We start from the raw sequence: 18,916 nt of genomic DNA on the forward strand, positions 1-18,916 counted from the left end.
TCAGAACGGCACGTCGCCATTGTCGGACTGGCGCTGCATCGAAGCCTGAAAGCCGTCGACGCAGGCCTCGATCACGCGGTCGATGTCCGCGGCCGGGCGGTCGAAGAAGGGCTCCATCAGGCCCATCTCCGTCAGCGCCTCGGCGAGCATCCTGCGGGCCTCCACGATGGCGCGCGTCTCCATGTCGGTCTTGTCGATCATGCCGTGGTTCCTTTTGGCGTTGGCCGAGCCCGCCATCAGGCAAGCCATCGAGCAGAAGCGGTAATGAGGGTGACGATCCCAGCGCAGACCGTGGCAGTAGCCGAAGCCCCGGGCCTCGCGACCGCACTGGACGCAGGGCACGCGCCGGGCGAGATCGGCGCGCGTTACCCCATGAGCAGCAGGTCCAGCGCGTCGCGCTCCTCCCTGTCCGGCGCGGCGGTCCGGCGTTCGGAGGACAGCACGATGAACCGGCTGATGGCGTTCGATGCCATGCATTCCAGATCGCGCCGGGTCAGGCTGGCGATGGGCCGGTCGAGACGCCCGCGCGCCTCGAGCCAGCGTCCCATCGCCAGTGCCGCCTCCGTCGTGACATGCGCCTGCCATTCGTCTGGGCTCACGGGTTCAGCCAGGCCGGGCCGTTGCCGGGTTTGGCGGCGGGCGGTGTCTGGGTGGCGGGCTGGGCGGGAGCCGACGGCGCGCCCCAGGCCGGCGCCGCCGGCGCGGAGGCCGACTGCGGCTGGCCCCATGCCGGGGTCGCGGACTGCGCGGCTGCGGCGGCGGGCCGGGGCTTGTTCGAGGGCTGGGCGGCCACGGGCTCGCCCGCCATCACCTTCTGCCATTCGGGCGCGGTGGGCAGCACGACATGGTCGAGCTTGTTGGCGTCCTTGTAGGCGGGGTTGCGGCTCGGCTCGATCTGGATCTTCGCGACGAAGCTGATCCCGTCGAGATCGGCGAGCCCGCGCAGCACCCGCTTGGCCTTCGCCGCCTCGCTCATGTCCTCGGGGTTCAGACCCAGCGCGCTGTCGATCATCGCGCGGAAGGTCGATTTCGAAATCTTCCAGCCGATCGACTGGCCCTGCTCGTCGAGCTTGCCGCCCTTCACGGTGAAGTTCTGCCAGAACTTGCGCCGGGCATGCGGACCCTCGGCGACGGTGAACTCGGCATCGAGCATCAGCACGTCGCTGCCGGGCTGGTTCGAGGCCTTGAGAAGCCCGCGATCCACATCGCTCGACCCGTCGGTGCCGCCCTTGCGCAGCGTCATCACCAGCTTGGCGAAGGTGCCGTCGGGGATCAGGTCGCCGGACTGCTGCGGCTCCACGTCGTTCATGTCGAAGGTCATGTCGTCATCCTTTCCGGGGTTGATTGATCTTGGTGAGGAGCGCGCCGAGATCGGGCGGCTCGGTCAGGTCGAGCCTGCCGCTGCGATCCTTGGCCGGCAGGCCGAACGGATTGCCGGATTGACAGACAAGGCGGCGCGCGTTGCCCTTGTCGGGATCGTGACGCCAGGTCGGGAGCGCATCGGGGCCCGCGCCGGGATCCTGCGAGAACAGGCTCATCGTCAGCACTTGGTCGACGATGCCGGGGAGTTCGCGGGCGACCTTTCCGCCGTCCATCTGCGGCTGCCAGGTCACCCGGTTCATGTCGTCGACGACCTTCTCGAGGATGCCGACGAAGATGACCGTGCGCCCCGGCGCATGCTGGAGGTGCTTGAGAAGCCCGATGACCTCGCGCGCCAGAAGCCCGTATGCGCCACGCGTGTCCGGTTTGCCGGTGCGTTCCGACAGCGCTTCGGGCCGGGTCTTGGCCCATGCCATGGCTTGGCGCGTCAGGTCGGTGATGCTGTCGACGAAGATGATGCGCTTGGTGTCGATCTTCTCGGCCAACTCGGAATGATGCGCCCGCAGATGCGCATGGTGCGCCTCCGAGAAATGCTCCTCGGGCTGGGCGGCCGGGTTCGCGCCGCCGATCAGGCAGGCGATGTCGACCGCATCGGCAAAGCGCCGGATCGGGATGCTGTCGCCCGGCCAGTCCTGGACGGACTTGAGGCCCGCCTCCAGATCGATGCAGAGCGTCTCGGCGGGCGGCAGGGTCTTCAGCAGCGTGGTCTTGCCCGCGCCGCTCGGCCCGAACAGCGCCATGGTGGTCTTGCCCTGCGCCTCGCGCAGCCGGTCGTCGGCGGAGATGATGCGCAGGCTCATTGGTCGCCCCCCTGCGGGACGATCTCGATCTTCAGCGTGCCGGGCCGGACGGTGCGCGCGGGTTCGAAACCGGCACGGATGGCGTCGGGCCAGGCTGCGTATTTGCGCTCGGGCACCTTGAACGCGATGTCGACATACTGCGCGGGATCGTCCCCGGCGGCGCGGATGCGCTCGACCATGGCAGCGAGACGATCCTGATCCCAATCGACCCGTTTCGGCAGGTCGGCGACCACGGTGAAGTCGCCTTCATCGAACCGGATCGTGCCAGTGTCCTTGCCTGCGGCCTGCCGCTCCTCGGCGGCGCGGGTGGCGTAGCGGACGGTCAGCGCGCCATCGAGGCGGGCCTTCGCGGCCTTGTCGCGCTTGATGCGCTCGTCGACGTCGCGCTGCAGGATGGCCAGCAGTTCGACGGGCAGCTGGGCGATGTCCTGCAAGCCGAGGCCCGGCAGGTCGTCGACGGTGGGGGTGTTCGCGGGGAACGGCATGTAAGGGTCTCCATGATCGGCGAAGAGGGATTGGAAGGCGGTCATCACGCGGCAGCCCGACCGCTCGAACCGGTGGCGTGGTCGGGCTGCCCCTGCTCGGCGAGCAGGAGCGCGGACAGCGACACGGCTGCGGCCTTCGGCTTGGGGCGGGCGACGGCGATGTAGGCGAACTGGTCGGGGCCCGTGCGCTCCTGCACCAGATGCACGAGGCCCTGTTCGGCGGCCCAGAAGGCGCGCGACCCGAGCCGGGCCAATTCCGCGCGCTGTTGATCCGGGAGCCGGGCGAACATCGGGAAGATGTCGAGGACCAGAAAGCCGCGATGGTATTCCAGCCGGTCGCCCGGCACGGCCTGCGCCACCCAGGCGCAGAACTCGATCTCGGTGAGCGGCCGGCGGGCGCGGACCGTGATGAAGGGGGTGGTGCCCATGAACATGATCTCCTCCTTTCGCCTCTACTCAGGCCGCCGCGAAATCGTCCCAGGCGGGACCGAGACCGTGGGCGGTGAGGACGTGGCGGAGATCGGCGAGGCGGCGGTAGAGCGCTGACCGGCTGCCGAAACCCTCGGCCGCCAGCGCGCTGACGGGGCGATGCGCCAGCGCCGCGCAGAACCGGCGATCCTCGGCCGGCAGCCGCGCGAGGGCGGCCTGCAGGGCGTGGTGAAGTTCGGTGACAGCGGCGGCGCAGCAGGTCTGGCCGTGCCAGGCGGCAAGGCCGTCGTCCTCGGTCAGCGTGTCGCCGACCGGCTCGCGGGTACCGGCCAGCGGCACCTCGAGCGAGAGCAGCGACCCACCCTGCGCGCGGCGCTTGCGGTGGTGACGCATCGCGATCCGCGAGGATTGGTTGCGGAGCACGATGTTGGCGAAGGCGCCGATGCTGCCGCGCGCGGGGTCGTAGGCGGGCAAGCGGCGCAGCAGATCGACTAGGAGGTCCTGGCCCAGATCCTCGCGCTCGCAGACCGGCAGGCACAGCTTGCGCCGCAGCCGTTGCGCCGCCGCATCGGCCTCGCGGATGATGGTTTCAATGTCGTCGGGGGAAAGTTCGATCTGCATCGCTGTGCGCCTCGGTCATCGTTTCTGATGAGCCCAAGGTGCCGGATGCGGTCGGCGCGCAGGTGGGAACGGGGTGGGAATAAGGTGGGGGTTTGGTGGGTCTGGCCCTTTGCCCAAGGCGACGAGTGTGGCGCTTCACTCAGCCCTTGTGGCTGGACTGCTTATTGTCGGGCGGGTTTTGCGTTCTGCCTACCCCGGGTGATAATAAATCGCGTCGAGCATTGCCGCCCGACACTCCCAAAGCTGTCCATCGCGAGTATCGGGCTTGTCGATGTTGTACCACTCCGATGCGCGGATCACTTCCACGACTCGGTCCCAGTAATTTTCAAGATTAAGAGTCGACTTGGCGAAGCCCATCCCATTCGCCGCGGCTACAATATTGGGATTGGAGATGCAGAGGAATACGTCGGGCCGTTTCATGGCAAGCAGCCGTGACGCCGTCGCGACGCCCCCAACTCTGCTCGAATTGGCAAACGCCTTGACGAAAAGGCGGGCAAATCGATCGAAATGCTCTCTTGTGGCCTCTCCCTTCTGTGGAATGCTGTCAACGGCGCGAGCTAGAAACCGGTCGTTCTCTGCAACGCGATTCTTGAAGTCTCCCGCGCCGCGCATTGAACCGAACCAACCCCAATCTCTATCGAGCGATTCGTCACCGGCCTTTTCTTGAACCCCTATTGCACCTGCGATTGCTTTCCTTTGCGGTGTTGTTAGGTCGTGGAACGAAGGCACGGCAGATAGCCAACCCTGCGCAGTTCGGAGCAGGTCCAGACTTTCATCAACGTCGTGGTGAGCGGACCCTCGCACGGCGCGGACATACTGATCCCAATCCATACCCACCAAGGGGGACGATAGGCTCTTCACGCTTGCAGGCGGCACCTCTGCCAGCGGATCGCGAGGCGGACCTGGCCTTCTTGCGGCGAGTTTGCATCCGAGCCGGTATCGCGCCGCCAATTCTTCTGTTACGCGCTCTCCGAGTGAGGCACTTCGCGCTGCGAAGGAAAGAGTATCAGCGAGCATCTTGTCGCTGACGGAACCCCTAACCAAGACACAGGCCTCGTGGTTCTTGCCCAGCCCGCCGCGAGTGAAGTTAGCGCTCCCGATGATTGCAGCAGCCCGTTTCCCAGAACGGAACGCGTAGACCTTTGGGTGGAATGTCCCACCAGGAAATTTCGTGACGACGTAGCATCCGTCGACCCCGATGAGGGAGTCTACAAGGTCTGGATCGGTCTGAGCGAACGCGAGGCCGAATGTCACTGCTCTGATTTTTGCTGAATGGGATAGCAGTTTTCGGGCGAGGGAGGTGGATGTGCCCCAAGCGACCGCCCAATGAAGCTCGTCATATTCGGCCAGAAGGCCCTGGATGGCATTCTCTACGTCGTTCCCCGTCAGAAACTCGATTTCCAATTCAATTATCCCCTCACGCGACTTGCAGGTCATCAGTTGATCGAAGCATAGCAGGCGCGGGTCAGCCCACAACTCGTGGTGAGGGGAGAGAGACCGAAGCGCCCCTACCAGCCGTCGACCAAAATCCCGGTCGCAGGGACGCCAAGCCGATAGCCACGGTTGCGTACCGTCTCGATCATGACCTTGCTCTCGGCATCGGTGAACCCCGCAGCCTTGAACGCGTCGCGCAACTCGCGGATCAGATCCTTGGCCTCGCGCGCAGTCGTGCCTTCGACATGGGATCCGGAGGCGACCTGGTCGCGCGACTGCGCCTTCTCGAGCAGGCGCTCGAACACGGGGAAAATCTGACGCGACAGAATGACGGAGCGACCGTCCCATTGAACCTCGGCCGTTGCCCTTCGCACACGAAGCACGGGCGTCAGCGGAATTGGCGCCAGAGCCGCGACATCGATTGCGACGCCGAGGCCATCCGAGGCAGGCATCAGCACCCCGAGCGTTTCGATCACGTGGAAGCCCGCATCATGATGTCGCCGCGCCGCTTCCGCTCGCAACTGCGGTGCGAGGATAGTGATGTCCGAGCCCTGCGCCGCCTGGCGCAAGGATGCTATGATGCCGTCGCCGGACAGGGCGGCGGACTCCAGCACTAGAAACACTGCGCGCCCCGATGGCGTGTCGCCCAGCCGCCAGACCTTTTCCGCGGCGAGCTTCGGGGGTGTGCCGAACCCTGCCGCGGTGCCGATCACGGATGCCAGCGCCCCGCCGCCGATGCGGAACACGCGCAAATCGTCCTCGGTGAGATCGACGTCGTGTCGTCGGTCGAGCGGGCACTCAGCACGATATCCATCGCCCGCTTTCCGGATCGGCCGACAGGGGAGTCCGCATTCGCAGGCATCGCAGACCTCCCAATCGGCCAGCGGCGCCTGTTCGACGAGGACACGTTTCGCCAGCAGCCGGTCGAAGACCGGACCGAAGAACGGCGCGGCAAGCTCGCCGGGCAGGATCGCGTCGCTGCCAGCCTCACTCAGCCGCGTCAACAACCTCAAAATCGTCTCGGTCATTCATCAGCCCGTTCCGTTCGATCAGCTTCATTACCCGCGCCTCATGCTGGGTGCGGCGAAACTGCACGACGCCCGGGGGCCGCAGCTTGACCGTGACCTGCGGCTGGCGCCTGCCGTCGCCCTTGAACAGGATCCGGAACACGAGCTCGCCCAGCCGCCAGGCGCCGCCGAACGACACCGGTGTGCTGCCGAAATGCTGGAGCGCGTCACCGCCGAGGTCCCGCGACCGCAACGTGCGCACCACGCGGGGATACCCTTTCTTGCCGGGCGCCATCAGGTCCGCCGCCGCCTCGATGATCAGCACCTTGTCGATCAGCGGATCGTAGGCAGTATCGAAGGCGAAGCCCGGTCCGGCCAGTTCGACCGGGCGCAGGGTATAGAGGTCCTGCGCATCGTCGCCGTCGAAGAAGCCGGGCCTGTCAAGGATGATCGAGGCGAACAGTTCCGCGATCTCGGGCTGATGCGCCTTCCGGATGCGGGCCATTCGCAGCATGCCGGTGTTCTCGGAGTATCGCAGCACGGCGTGGGAAATCTGGCGCACGCTGATGACCCGTTCGACCTGGCCCTCGACGACCGGCATGGTCGAGACCATGGAGCCGTGGCTGACCACGAGGTTGATCTCGTCATCGTCGTCGTAGTCGCCCACCCGGCAGTAGTCCCCGAGAAAGGCGTCACGGAAGAGCGCGGCGACGGTCGTCCGGAACGCCTCGACCTTATCCTCAGTCAGGTCGATCGCGACGCCCCGTTCCCGTCCGGCATATTCATGCAGGCGGTCGGCAGTGAGCATCGCCATGTGGTCGGCGGCCGCGTCAAACAGATCGGGATGCTCCAGAAACACCCGGACGGCGATGTGCTTGGGATCATGCGCCTTGTTCGGCGAGTCCTCGTCGCCGGTCTTCATGTCGGGGAACAGATCGACGCCCTGACGGGCGGCCTGCGCCTGGATGATCTCGAGGCCGCGGGCATCGCCAAGTTCCGCGATGCGGTGCAGATCGCCGCGCAGCCCCTCGGGATAGCTGTCCTCGGCGCCGGTCAGCAGTTTCTCCAGCGCCTCGCGGGCGGCATCCTCCTCCTGGTCCAGCTGGTCGACCGAGAAGCCCTTGTACTTGCCCTCGTGCCGCGCCAGCAGCGGCTTCATCAGGGCGAGATCAATGGTCTTGATGAACCGGGGGTTCACGAACTTCTTCAAATTGCCGGCCACGACGAATCCCCTTTCCTGCAAGACAAGTGTTCCTGTTACGTTCTTTTGATCGATTCTTCAACCTGTGCGGGATCGGCTGGGACGCTTTCCGACATCGACGAGTAGAGGCCAGAGGAGACGACTGCTCCGAGGCCCGCATGAAACGCCCCAATCCCCTCCCGCCCGACCAGATGACGCCGGCAGAGCGCCGCACCGAGCTGTGCGGCCTGCTGGCGCTCGGGCTGGTTCGGTTGCGGATGCGGGATAGGGGCGAAGTATCTGACGATACTGGAGAACGTTGCCTACACTATCCGCCCGACCAATGCCGTCATGCAACTCCAACGCACCGGAGAAATGCATGAACAAGCCCGATCCCATCCCCGCGCGCCTGGCGGCGCTCAAGACCACGCCGACGCCTGACCTGAAAGAGCAGTGGCGCGACCTGTTCGACAGCGAGCCGCCTCCGTTCAACAGGCGCTACCTCGAATCCCGCCTGGCCTACCGCATCCAGGAACTTGCGTATGGCGGGCTGAAGCCGGAGACGATCCGGCGCCTTGAGCGGCTGGGCGAGGAACTTGACGGCGGCGACCGGGCGAAGCGGAGCATCCGCGCCGATCGCGACCGCCCGATCACCGGCACGCGGCTGCTGCGCGAGTGGCAGGGCGTCGAGCAGATAGTCACCGTAACTGCCGACGGCTTCGAATGGCAGGGGCGGCCGTACAAGTCGCTGTCCGCGATCGCCCGCGCGATCACCGGCACGCGCTGGAACGGCTGGGTCTTCTTCGGGCTCAAGAACCACAGGGGGCGGACATGACGAAGCCGCCGGAAAAATCGAAGGTCGTCCGCAAGCTGCGGTGCGCCATCTACACCCGGAAATCCTCCGAGGAAGGGTTGGAGCAGGAATTCAACTCGCTCCACGCCCAACGGGAGGCCTGCGAGGCCTATATCGCCAGCCAGCGATCCGAGGGCTGGATGCTGGTCCGCGATCAGTATGACGACGGCGGCATCTCCGGCGGCACGCTGGAGCGGCCCGGCTTGAAGCGGCTGCTGGAGGATATCGAGGACGGGCTGGTCGATGTGGTCGTCGTCTACAAGATCGACCGCCTCAGCCGCTCGCTGGCGGATTTCGCCAAGCTGGTCGAGGTGTTCGACCGGAACGGGGTGACCTTCGTCTCGGTCACGCAGTCGTTCAACACGACCACGTCGATGGGGCGGCTGACGCTGAACATCCTGCTCTCGTTCGCCCAATTCGAGCGGGAAGTGACGGCCGAGCGCATCCGCGACAAGGTCGCCGCGAGCCGGAAGAAGGGGATGTGGATGGGCGGGGTGCCGCCCTGCGGCTACCGGGTGGAAAACCGGAAGCTGCTGGTCGACGAAGGAGCCGCTGCGCATGTCCGCTGGATCTTCGCCCGTTTCCTCGAGATCGGCTCCGGCACCGAACTTGCGCGCGAGGTCGCGAAACGCGGCATCCGCACGCCGCGCGGCAACCGGATCGACAAGAAGTACATCTATCGGATGCTGAGCAACCGCGCCTACATCGGCGAGGCGGTCCACAAGGGCGACAGCTACCCCGGCGAGCACAACGCGATCATCGACCGCGAGATTTGGGACCGCGTCCACGCCATCTTGCAGGAAAGCCCGCGCAAGCGTGCCGCACGCACCCGCGCCGACACGCCCGCGCTGCTGAAGGGGCTGCTGTTCGGCCCCGATGGCGCGGCCTTCTCGCCGACCCACACCCGCAAGGGCGACAGGCTTTACCGCTACTACGTCAGCCAGACCGTCTTGAAGCATGGCGCAGGATCCTGCCCTATCGGCCGCGTGCCCGCGGGCGAGATCGAGGGCACCGTCATAGACCAGCTTCGCGCCGTGTTTCGCCAGCCCGAGATCGTCGCGGGGACCTGGAAGGCGGCGCGAGTCCACGCCGAAGACTTCACCGAAGCCGACGCTCGCGCGGCGCTGCAGCGCCTCGATCCGCTGTGGGACGAACTCTTCCCCGCCGAGCAGGCGCGCATCGCGGCGCTGCTGGTCGAGCGCGTGGAAATCGGCGTGGACGGCCTGAACGTCCGGCTACGCGTGGAGGGCCTCAGCGGCCTCGCGCGTGAGATGCTGGCCGGCGGGATCGGAGAAGCTGCATGACCCGCGGTACAGCGGTCCCCGAGACCGTGACGCTCCACGTTCCGTTCCGCGTCGTGAAGCGCGGCGGGCGCAAGGAGATGCAACTGCCCGAGGGCGCCACACAGCCGCGAAGGATCGACAACACACTGGTCAAGGCGCTGGCGCGCGCCTTCCGATGGAAGCGGATGCTGGAATCGGGCGAGTACACCACCATTGCCGAACTTGCCGAGCGCGAGAGGATCGCGTCGTCCTATATGACACGAGTCCTGCGTCTGACGCTCCTCGCACCCGGCATCGTCGAGGCCATTCTTGACAGTCGGCAGCCGACCAAATTCCAACTGGACGACCTGCTCGTAGCACTTCCGGGGGAGTGGGAAGAACAGCGCCGCATGCTTCGGGCTGTGCGCACGGTTTGACCCTGCCTCAGGCAAACGCTTTCCTTCCGCACCGGTTTGGTGCAGTATGGTGCAAACGCGAGCAGGTGGAGTTGATTATGGGAGCCAAGGTCAGGTTTTCAGTAAGTTTGAGTGACGAGACAAATAGGGAACTGGAAGCCTTGGCGGCGGATCATAGGCCACCTCTATCTAAGTCATACTTGGTAGAGTACGCGGTTCTAAGACTCGTTTCTGCGGTCAAATCAAAACAGTTGGCGCTGCCGCTTCTATTGGAGGACGAAGACAGTGCCCACTGAGTTTAATTCTGAGTTACTAACTAATTACGAGAATTTGGTGAATCTCCAAGAATCGGAAGTAATCACTGCAGGCAGTGAGACGTGCGACGCGACAACTTTGGCACCGTCGGAGACATTATGCCTACCTTTGCCAAAAGGAGCAGGCGCGAGCGTGTTCCGGCCGGTCCAATACCTCGGCAGCAAGCTTCGAGTGTTGGAAGCTATCACTTCGCTCGCCCGCGACGTCGTTCCGCAGGAGGGAGAAGCCGTCGACCTTTTTGCTGGATCCACCGTCGTCTCGCAGGCATTTGCAGCCTCTGGATTTCGCACCACTTCGGTCGACACGCAGGCCTACTCCCGGGTGTTCGCCCAAGCGCTGTTGGGCATCGACCGTGAAATCGCCGCTGGGGTCGATGCAGAGGCCCTGTTGCGCGACGCTGAGAACTCAATTCACCGCGACTACACATGGGCTGCCTTCGCGCAGGAGGAGCGAAATTCTCTCGAACAATCCGACGCGACAGCGCTGCGCGACCTTGAGGCCCGTCTACCCCTAGCGTGGCGGCATGGAAGAATAGAGGCCGACAGTGACGCGCCGCTGACTTCGTTCTATGCAGGAAGCTATTTTGGAGTGAGGCAGGCCCTCCAACTAGATGCACTCGGGTCGGTCATCGCGTCTCCAACAACGGGTTTAACTCCGTGGCAGCGCGCGGCAGCGCAGACGGCGCTCATGCATGCTGCCTCCCGTATAGTTCATTCGGCAGGCAAGCACTTCGCGCAACCGCTCAAGACCAGAGCCGGCAACGCAGCGTTCCACGACCAACGACTTCTGTCAGATCGGGCGATCGACGTGTCGGCAGTATTCCGCGAGGCATGTGCCACGATAGCCAGCGTTGCACCAAAGAGCGACGCCGGGCATCACGCAGTTCAAGACACGGCTGAGCGATTTGTGGCCAAGGAGGGCGGAACCGCCAAACTCTTTTATCTTGATCCGCCATACACTGCACAGCAATATTCACGCTTCTATCACATACTGGAGACAATCGCGACAAACACCTTGCCGCGTCTTCCAGCTGGTTCGGCGCCGACGATGGGCCTGTATCCGGACAATCGCTACAAATCGGCGTTTTCCTCCCGACGACACGCCGCTACGGCACTTGCACTAGTTTTAGGCCATCTAGCGTCGCTCAAGGCGACCGCAATTATTAGTTACTCTGCATCAGCACGCGGGTCCGATGGAAATGCCCGAATGATAAGTTTGGAGGAATTGATGGCGGTCTGCCGACAGGAGTTCGGCAGCCGTCGTGTCGAAATGATCGAATTCGCGCACCGCTACCGCCAGTTCAACAGCGGAGAGAACGCCAACAAAGGCCGCGATGATAAGGAGGTACTGGTTCTATGCAGGTCGGCCTGATCCAAAGGTATTTGGGCAATAAATCTTCGATTGCGCCCGACATTGTCGCGTTGGTTCGCTCACTCTCCGAGCCTGGAGACACGGTTGTTGACGCCTTCAGCGGCTCGCTGGCCGCAACCTTTGCGATGCGTCAAGCAGGACTCCGGGTCGTCCCGAACGACATCAATCACTTCTCTTGGCTGTTCGCGACTGCGTTCCTGACTGGAAGCCAACCAATCGGCCCGAACGGAAGGTTGGGCAGCCCTGGTGAACGCCACCAGCAGTGGCGCGCACTAGCTGACGAACTCGTCGCACCAGTCGGCCATGGCGATGCGGCTTCCATCTTTCGGACTGACATATACGACCATTATTGTGAGGAAGGTGGAAAGAGCAGCTTCCTCAGTGCTCGTGGCCGATCAGGACGGCGTCGGTTTTTCAGTGCGGATAATGCGGCAACTATCGATCGCGCGCTCTCGCGGATACGCTTTTGGTGGCGCAACGGACGCATCGACCAGCGCACGCGGTGTATACTGTCCGCCATGCTGATCTCCGGTGTCGAACGCGTCAGCAACACGCAAGGCACTTACCACGACTTCCCACGAGAGTTTATCGATACACGGGCGCTACGCCCGCTGAAGATTGAGGTGCCGCCCGACGAGATCTTTCTAGGACCGGAATCTCCGCTCATTGGGCGCGCTGAAGACAGTCTTGATTTTGTGAGGCGCGCGCCTGCGCACCGTGTGTTGTACCTTGACCCACCGTACAACTTCCGACAGTACACCTCGTACTACTTCATGCTCAATCTGCTGTCTAAGCACGCTGAGGTCGATGACCTCGACGAGTTCTTTTCGGAACTGGAGTATGTTCGTGGTCAGAACATGGCCGATGATTTCAAGTCAACATTCTGTAGCAAAAAAGCATTTATGCCGTCCTTGCGCACAATCATCGAGCGCGCGGACACCGAACACGTGGTCATCAGTTATTTCGATGGTCGAAACCACTGGGGTTCGTTTAAATCAGAGCATGCCGAAAGTGATGGCAGAAAAGCGATCGAAGAGTTCTTGGCGTCAGATCTCTTCGAGGCTGGTAGCGCACGCTGCATCCCCGTCGACAGGCTCAATTACCAGAGCTACGGAGGCTTCAAAGCGAAAAAAGTTAGCGAGTATCTTTTCACCGCTCGGACGAGTAGCATCATCGCCAATGAACGGCGCGGTGAGGTGCTTGAGTGGACTGGGAAGGCATTGGGCTAGCAGTCGAGATCACGGCTTGGCTAGATGAGACTGGGAGGAGGAAGGCGACGCGTGAGAGGCGGCTAGACCCGTTCGCAACCTCCATGCGCGACTTTGATGATGTAGCTGCCAACCTCGAAGGCGTGAAGAAGAACGGCGCGATCGAGCATACCGATCCGACGCAGAGAGTCGCCGACCTTCGGTCGGCAGGCCTTATCGAGACTCCCGATGGTGCCCCTGTTCTGTCCAGCCTCGGAGCAGCTGTGCTGGAGCGATGGCGCGTTGCCGGCGTCGCCAACCAGGACAAGCTAGACGAGACCGCACGCACCGTGATCGTCTACGGAACAGCAAGGGAAATGGGGGCCGAGCCCTATGTCACCTTTCTCGCTTACTGGGCAGAACTACGCGCCGCCTTCGATCCCGCAGCGTTGATCAACGGCTGGGATAACCTATTCTCACTCAATTACCTCGACTTCCGCATTAATGGCTTCGCACCCGGTGACGCCTTCAGGGACGAAGGGATTAGAGTTGCGGACATCGTCTACGATCTTGATGCCTTCGCTGAAGAGCAGGGTGCTTCCGAGCGTGTTCGCAAGGGCGCTAGGCAAGTCCGCAGCGGCATAGCGGGCAAGGTACCACGTGGGCGCGCCCGCGCGACATGTTGTCTGGCAATGGAGCTTCTGCTGCGACGTCCCGAAGAAAGGAACGCGCTAGTCGCGCGCTTCGGAGTGCCACGACGTCCTCACGACTGGAGTAAATTTAGCGCGGATCAGGCCGAGAATTTGCTCAAAATTGTAGCTGGCTTCGACGACTTTCCTGCCGTCACAGGCGCAGCTGCAGGCGCAGCTTCTGCCAAGCCTGACGAAGTCAGCAATGAACCGGGCGCTCAAGTGGAGAACTATGACTTCTCAACCGCGCTGCAGCCCGTGCCGAAGCGAGCCAAATCGAAGAGTGGCACGGGCAGCAGCGGCCCGAAAAAAGTAGACTACAATAGGAGGCAAGAGCGCAACAGCGAGGTTGGACAACTTGGCGAAGCTTTCGCGTTTGCCTACGAGAAGTGGCGGCTCGCAGAATTTCCGGAATTAGCAGCGAAGATCGTCCATGCCTCACTCGATGACGACACGCTCGGCTATGATATTATGTCGTTCGAGACGGACGGGCGTGTCCGATATGTCGAAGTCAAAGCGACAGAAGGGCCGCTGGCGACGCGATTTTTCATCAGTGCAAACGAGATTGCTTGTGCCGAACAGCATACCGATCAATTTCTCATTCTGAGGGTCGGTAACGTCAGGAACAAGCCTGTCTGTTGCGAGATAAGGGATCTGAAAGCAGAGCTCGACTTAAAACCTACAGTGTTCGAATGCGCGTTTAAACCAATTGATGAATTACCTTGCAATAAGCGGTGACGAACCCACCAATCGGCGTTGACCCGCGATCACCTATCCATCTGAAGCCAGAGTTGCTGGTCGAAAACTACACGGTTGGGCCTGCGGAGCGTTGTGATCTTAGCAGCGAGGCGTTGCGTGGAGACGACGCGGCCCACTTCGGCGAGTTGTGCGGCGCAGACTATCGGAGCCCGGTGCCGAGAGCCATGTTATGACTTTGGACCTTGAAGCCATGGACGCAAACAGCGACAGCCCAAGACATGAGCGATCGCCGCGCCATCAACGCAGGTTCGATTTCGGTTCCATTTGACCGGACGCGACTCCTGTCGAAGTGCTCAGCGCGGGATGCCGAAAAACGTCATGATTTCAGTCGCCTGCAAGAAATTCACCAAATCGACGCAGTCATGAGGTCCGGAGAATATCGGCCCTGAGAGACTGCTTCCGAGCCACCTGGCAGCAGGGGCAGTGCTCAGCCCCTCCCGCATAACCCTCGAAAACAACGGAAAAATCCGGCCACAGCCGGATCGGGAGAACGCTTTCGCGAGGGCAAGTGGCGGAGAGGATGGGATTCGAACCCACGAGAAGCTTTTGACCTCTACTCCCTTAGCAGGGGAGCGCCTTCGACCACTCGGCCACCTCTCCACACGGCGCTTTCTAAGCGTTTCCGCCAGTTTGGCAAGGTCCTATCTTGCAGATAAATACAGCTTTATGTGGAACATCGCCTGAACAGGCGAAGGGACGAGGTGGAATATCGGCAAAGATGCCCACATGCTTTCTGCATTTCCTGTCGCTGCAAGCAAGCCGCTTTGCATTGGCTCGCCTTTCCGGACGAAGGCTTAGCCCATGCGTTCCGAGGCATAGGAGCCTGGTGAGGCGGGGAACACGACGGTCTTGCCGTCATTGAGGAACACCCGGCCGTGGATATGCGCGTGAATGGCGCGGGCAAGCACCGAAGCCTCCACATCCCTCCCGAGTGCGACATAGTCTTCCGACGACTGCGCATGGGTGATGCGCACGATGTCCTGCTCAATGATCGGGCCTTCGTCGAGATCCGCAGTGACATAGTGCGAGGTAGCACCGATCAGCTTCACCCCGCGCTCATAGGCCTGCTTATAGGGATTGGCTCCCTTGAAGCTTGGCAGGAACGAGTGATGAATGTTGATGATCCGGCCCGACATCTCCCGGCACATATCATCGGACAGAACCTGCATGTAGCGGGCAAGAACGATAAGCTCGGCGCCGGTCTCGCGCACGATGCGCATTTGTGCGGCTTCGGCTTCCGCCTTGTTTTCCCTGGTCACGCGTATGCAATAGAAGGGAATGTCATGGTTCACGACAACCTTCTGATAATCCATGTGGTTGGAAATCACGGCCACTATCTCGATCGGCAGGGCGCCTATGCGCCAGCGATAGAGCAGGTCGTTCAGGCAATGGCCGAACCGGGACACCATGAGGATGACCTTGCGCTTAAGGATTTCGTCGAAAAATTCGGCTTCCATCCCGAACCTGTCCGCGATCGATGCAAACCCCGAACGCAACTCATCGAGAGTGCGTCCGTCTTCGCTTCGAAAGCTGACACGCATGAAAAAGCGGCCTGTGTGATTGTCGTCGAACTGGGCGCTGTCGGTGATGTTGCAACCTTCTTGGGCCAGAAAAGACGAAATCGCGGCAACGATTCCACGGGCCGAAACACAGGTAACGCGCAGGCAGAATTTGGTCATGAATGTTTGTCTTGCCGATGATGCCAACCACCGCGAATTTCCGGGCGGCCAGCAGGATGAAATGTCACGGTCGCGGTACCATGCGCCAGCACCGATGACCAGCGGACAAAACACCCTGTCCGAAAAATCAGTCGAGGTAGTCTGTGTCTTTGAAAACCGACTCAACCTATGTATGCCGGCCAACGTCGACCGCTTCCGTGGAGAGCGGAGCAATGACATCAAAAAGTTTCAATGTAAGACATTTCGAGAGTTCGATTCACACTCCCGCGAAGGGAGCGACCATCGGCTTCTGCCTCTCTGGCATCCCATTCATCGTTTCGATCCACGCTCCCGCGAAGGGAGCGACCGCTCGTCGTAGAGCAGGCCCTGTGTCAGGCTGGGTTTCGATCCACGCTCCCGCGAAGGGAGCGACCCGGAGCGAGTGTATTGACCACCCGCGTCCCTGTTTCGATCCACGCTCCCGCGAAGGGAGCGACCCATTGCCCGTGAGTATTATGGGATATATCCGGTGTTTCGATCCACGCTCCCGCGAAGGGAGCGACATGACCTTCAGCAAAAGGTCGTCGCCTCGTTGATGTTTCGATCCACGCTCCCGCGAAGGGAGCGACTCGAGTTCGCCGGTCCCGAGCGCAACCACCTTGTGGTTTCGATCCACGCGCCCGCGAAGGGAGCGACCCTTCTCCCGCTCCGATTGAGCGCGGCCGATCACAGTTTCGATCCACGCTCCCGCGAAGGGAGCGACCACCGGCGAAGGCGTGGCGGCTCATAACAATTTCGGTTTCGATCCACGCTCCCGCGAAGGGAGCGACCGCGAACCATCGTATACGATGCTCGTTTCGCTATGGTTTCGATCCACGCTCCCGCGAAGGGAGCGACCCCAATCTATGTAATTATTTGTTTTCGAATTAAAAAGCGGCTTGTAAATGCGAACCTTCTTATAATCCTGCGCGCGATCAGCAATTCTTATGCGATGTTGTTCGGATGTTTAACGATTTCAAAGAGCTGGCCTGTTTGCGAACCTTGTGGGCGGAGCCGGCACGCTTGGGGTTCGCAAAAGCGTTTTCAGATCACCTGTCAGATGATCAGAGGCCCATTAAGGTCTGCAGCCGGTTTGGCGCCGACATGTTCTACCTTCCGCGCCCAGTTTGAGCCAAGATAATAGTAGCGCAAGGAATCCAGTTCCGGACGGATGATGAGTTCAAGGCGGGCTTTCAATTTCGTCCACTGCGCAGGATCCACCTCGATCTCGAAGACGGAAAACTGAACCCGTTGCCCGAAATCTTTGCAGGCACGGGCACCTGGCGCAGCCGCTTCCTGCCGCCATCTTCCATGGTGTTCACATCGTATGTCACCAGAACGAGCATGTCAGGTCCAGAACCATGGCGGATAAGCGTCGATGTCGCCGCGCAGGTGGCGTGCCAGCATTTGCGCCTGAAGCCATGGCACAAGGCCGAAAGGCGCTTTCTCCTGCAGAAAGGGATGCTGGCGCTCTTCCTTCTTTCGCTCCTGCCATGCGGTCAGCACCGTCCTGCGTCCTTCGTCGGAAAGCAGAACCGCGCCGCTGTCCATATGGCGGAAATCGCCTGCCCGGATCTGACGCCGGTTCACGAGTGAAAGTGCCAACCTGTCGGCGAGCGGCGCGCGCAGCTCCTCCATCAGGTCGAGCGCAAGGCTCGGCCGTCCGGGGCGGTCGCGATGGAGAAAGCCGACCGCCGGATCGAGCCCGGCTGTTTCGCAGGCGGAGCGGCAGTCATGAGTGAGAAGCGTGTATAGAAAGGATAAAAGCGCGTTCATGGCATCGAGTGGCGGCCTGCGCGATCGGCAGGTCCAGCGCAGTTCGGCATCGGGAGAGCGAATGAGATGGTCGAACACCCCGAAATAGAGGTTGGCGGCTTCCCCTTCCGAACCGCGCAGCCGGTCGATGGTGTCGTCTGCGAGCTGAACGCGGCGAAGAATGGCCGCCATTCTGTCCGCAGCGTGCTCCAGTTCGGTGCGCGCAGGCACCTCCATTTCTGTGCCATAGTCGCGAAGTGCACGGCGGATGACGGCACGCTGATTGGCGATCTTGCCCATGACAATAGAGCGAACGATGTCTTCCGCCTGATCGGCCGCTTTGTATTGCGCCCGGCGCAGCAGCACATTTCCCGTGACGGGGCCTTCGATGCGGGCCTGAAAGCGGCCGGCGCGGTCCATTAGCGAGATGGTTATCCCCCTTTCGGCACAGGCACCGATAAGCGCCGGCGAGATCAGTATGGGACCAAAGGCGACGACAGAAGCCAGCATATGAAGCGGAACGCGTGCGCGTTCGGCGCCATCAACGTCGGCGACGAGGTTTTCCCCATCCTTCTTCAGCGCCGAGCCTTCGGTGGTGACATAGACGGTGTTGAGAAGCTTCTTCATTCCGTACCCAGAACGAGATCAAGCATCCTGTCGCGCCATTTGCGAACCGGGCGGGCAAAGGTTTCGGGGCGGCACAGCTCGATCAGCGAACAGGCGCGGCAGCGCGACTTGTGCGTCGTCGGCGCGGGTGTCTTTCGAGCATCGAAAACGGCAGAAAGTTCCGCCGCCACATGTTCCGTAAGAGCGCGCAGCGTGTCGTCGAACGGCACGACAACGCGGCGCTTCGTCTGGGCATAGAACAGCGCACCTTCCGGAACCGCGATACCGGTCATTTCCTCCAGGCAAAGCGCCTGGGCGCAAAGCTGCACCTCGTCGGCGCGGTGAAGCTTGGGTTTGCCGCGTTTGTATTCGACCGGGTACGAGACCTCGCCCTGCGGCGTGGGGTAAAACTCAACCAGATCGGCAACGCCCGTCAGGTTCAGGCGCCGGGAGGCAAGCGGAAGTGAAAGCACCCGCCGCGCACCGCGCGTCTTGCGGGTGCCGCCCTTGTCGGCAACAGCATGCAGCACGTCGCCTTCGGCGGTAAAGTGGTTCTCCGCCCACAGCTTCTCGATATGGATAAGGGCAGCCTGCCTCAGGCAATAGACAGCATGCTGCAGCGCCGAAAGGGGAATGGGGTCCTCTTCGGCGTGCAGCACAGAGTTCATGG

At 62.1% G+C, this 18,916-nt stretch carries 19 protein-coding genes, 1 tRNA gene, 1 pseudogene and 1 CRISPR repeat array; of the genes and pseudogenes, 6 read left to right on the forward strand and 15 right to left on the reverse strand.

Annotation, left to right across the window (positions count from 1 at the left end):
- The 10 genes from HNR59_RS08840 to HNR59_RS08885 all read right to left on the reverse strand — a co-directional run bounded on the left by HNR59_RS08840 (window position 1) and on the right by HNR59_RS08885 (window position 7,378).
- Window positions 1-201 (reverse strand): DUF6511 domain-containing protein, encoded by a 201-nt coding sequence (locus tag HNR59_RS08840; protein WP_234184572.1) that lies wholly within the window; start codon window positions 199-201, stop codon window positions 1-3.
- Between the two features lie 164 nt (window positions 202-365).
- Window positions 366-599: a hypothetical protein gene (locus tag HNR59_RS08845; protein WP_183828781.1), complete on the reverse strand. Its 234-nt coding sequence runs from the start codon at window positions 597-599 to the stop codon at window positions 366-368.
- On the reverse strand, window positions 596-1,321 hold the full coding sequence (locus tag HNR59_RS08850) for a hypothetical protein (protein WP_183828784.1): 726 nt from the start codon (window positions 1,319-1,321) through the stop codon (window positions 596-598). Before HNR59_RS08850 ends, HNR59_RS08845 begins: the two co-directional genes overlap by 4 nt.
- Before the next feature lie 4 nt (window positions 1,322-1,325).
- Window positions 1,326-2,180, reverse strand: coding sequence for an ATP-binding protein (locus tag HNR59_RS08855; protein ID WP_183828787.1), 855 nt, complete (start codon window positions 2,178-2,180; stop codon window positions 1,326-1,328).
- Window positions 2,177-2,710, reverse strand: coding sequence for a hypothetical protein (locus tag HNR59_RS08860; protein ID WP_246374545.1), 534 nt, complete (start codon window positions 2,708-2,710; stop codon window positions 2,177-2,179). The genes HNR59_RS08855 and HNR59_RS08860 overlap by 4 nt, the downstream gene beginning before the upstream one ends.
- Window positions 2,710-3,099, reverse strand: a complete 390-nt coding sequence (locus HNR59_RS08865) for a hypothetical protein (protein ID WP_183828790.1) — start codon at window positions 3,097-3,099, stop codon at window positions 2,710-2,712. Before HNR59_RS08865 ends, HNR59_RS08860 begins: the two co-directional genes overlap by 1 nt.
- 22 nt (window positions 3,100-3,121) lie before the next feature.
- Window positions 3,122-3,715, reverse strand: a complete 594-nt coding sequence (locus HNR59_RS08870) for a sigma factor (protein ID WP_183828793.1) — start codon at window positions 3,713-3,715, stop codon at window positions 3,122-3,124.
- Between the two features lie 189 nt (window positions 3,716-3,904).
- Window positions 3,905-5,119 (reverse strand): phospholipase D family protein, encoded by a 1,215-nt coding sequence (locus tag HNR59_RS08875; RefSeq protein ID WP_183828796.1) that lies wholly within the window; start codon window positions 5,117-5,119, stop codon window positions 3,905-3,907.
- 104 nt (window positions 5,120-5,223) lie between these two features.
- Window positions 5,224-6,177 (reverse strand): helix-turn-helix domain-containing protein, encoded by a 954-nt coding sequence (locus HNR59_RS08880; protein WP_183828799.1) that lies wholly within the window; start codon window positions 6,175-6,177, stop codon window positions 5,224-5,226.
- Window positions 6,137-7,378 carry a type 1 periplasmic-binding domain-containing protein gene (locus HNR59_RS08885; RefSeq protein WP_183828802.1) on the reverse strand — a complete coding sequence of 414 codons (1,242 nt, stop codon included), beginning with the start codon at window positions 7,376-7,378 and terminating at the stop codon, window positions 6,137-6,139. The genes HNR59_RS08880 and HNR59_RS08885 overlap by 41 nt, the downstream gene beginning before the upstream one ends.
- A gap of 337 nt (window positions 7,379-7,715) precedes the next feature.
- On the opposite strand from HNR59_RS08885, the gene HNR59_RS08890 reads away from it, so the two are divergent.
- The 6 genes from HNR59_RS08890 to HNR59_RS08915 all read left to right on the forward strand — a co-directional run bounded on the left by HNR59_RS08890 (window position 7,716) and on the right by HNR59_RS08915 (window position 14,167).
- On the forward strand, window positions 7,716-8,171 hold the full coding sequence (locus HNR59_RS08890) for a DUF2924 domain-containing protein (RefSeq protein WP_183828805.1): 456 nt from the start codon (window positions 7,716-7,718) through the stop codon (window positions 8,169-8,171).
- Window positions 8,168-9,493, forward strand: coding sequence for a recombinase family protein (locus tag HNR59_RS08895; RefSeq protein ID WP_183828808.1), 1,326 nt, complete (start codon window positions 8,168-8,170; stop codon window positions 9,491-9,493). Before HNR59_RS08890 ends, HNR59_RS08895 begins: the two co-directional genes overlap by 4 nt.
- Window positions 9,490-9,888, forward strand: coding sequence for a hypothetical protein (locus HNR59_RS08900; protein ID WP_183828811.1), 399 nt, complete (start codon window positions 9,490-9,492; stop codon window positions 9,886-9,888). The genes HNR59_RS08895 and HNR59_RS08900 overlap by 4 nt, the downstream gene beginning before the upstream one ends.
- A 426-nt stretch (window positions 9,889-10,314) precedes the next feature.
- Window positions 10,315-11,553, forward strand: a complete 1,239-nt coding sequence (locus HNR59_RS08905) for a DNA adenine methylase (protein ID WP_183828814.1) — start codon at window positions 10,315-10,317, stop codon at window positions 11,551-11,553.
- Entirely contained in the window at window positions 11,538-12,782 is a 1,245-nt protein-coding gene (locus HNR59_RS08910; RefSeq protein WP_183828815.1) for a DNA adenine methylase, read from the forward strand. The genes HNR59_RS08905 and HNR59_RS08910 overlap by 16 nt, the downstream gene beginning before the upstream one ends.
- Window positions 12,783-12,865: 83 nt before the next feature.
- Entirely contained in the window at window positions 12,866-14,167 is a 1,302-nt protein-coding gene (locus tag HNR59_RS08915) for a protein NO VEIN domain-containing protein (protein ID WP_183828816.1), read from the forward strand.
- A gap of 530 nt (window positions 14,168-14,697) precedes the next feature.
- On the opposite strand, the gene HNR59_RS08920 is transcribed toward HNR59_RS08915, so the two are convergent.
- The 5 genes and pseudogenes from HNR59_RS08920 to cas4 all read right to left on the reverse strand — a co-directional run bounded on the left by HNR59_RS08920 (window position 14,698) and on the right by cas4 (window position 18,914).
- Window positions 14,698-14,788 (reverse strand) — tRNA-Ser (locus tag HNR59_RS08920).
- 194 nt (window positions 14,789-14,982) lie between these two features.
- Window positions 14,983-15,867 (reverse strand): formyltetrahydrofolate deformylase, encoded by an 885-nt coding sequence (gene purU / locus HNR59_RS08925; protein ID WP_183828822.1) that lies wholly within the window; start codon window positions 15,865-15,867, stop codon window positions 14,983-14,985.
- A gap of 248 nt (window positions 15,868-16,115) precedes the next feature.
- A CRISPR array of direct repeats spans window positions 16,116-16,744; the repeat unit is 33 nt; unit sequence GTTTCGATCCACGCTCCCGCGAAGGGAGCGACC.
- A gap of 197 nt (window positions 16,745-16,941) precedes the next feature.
- Window positions 16,942-17,231, reverse strand: a pseudogene (cas2, locus tag HNR59_RS08930) (CRISPR-associated endonuclease Cas2).
- Window position 17,232: 1 nt separating this feature from the next.
- A complete protein-coding gene (cas1c, locus tag HNR59_RS08935; protein WP_183828824.1) occupies window positions 17,233-18,267 on the reverse strand; it encodes a type I-C CRISPR-associated endonuclease Cas1c in 1,035 nt (344 codons plus the stop codon).
- Complete coding sequence (cas4, locus tag HNR59_RS08940) at window positions 18,264-18,914, reverse strand: CRISPR-associated protein Cas4 (RefSeq protein ID WP_183828826.1); 651 nt, start codon at window positions 18,912-18,914, stop codon at window positions 18,264-18,266. Before cas4 ends, cas1c begins: the two co-directional genes overlap by 4 nt.
- Window positions 18,915-18,916: the final 2 nt, after the last annotated feature.

It is taken from the genome of Aquamicrobium lusatiense (assembly GCF_014201615.1).
Lineage (GTDB): Bacteria > Pseudomonadota > Alphaproteobacteria > Rhizobiales > Rhizobiaceae > Mesorhizobium > Mesorhizobium lusatiense.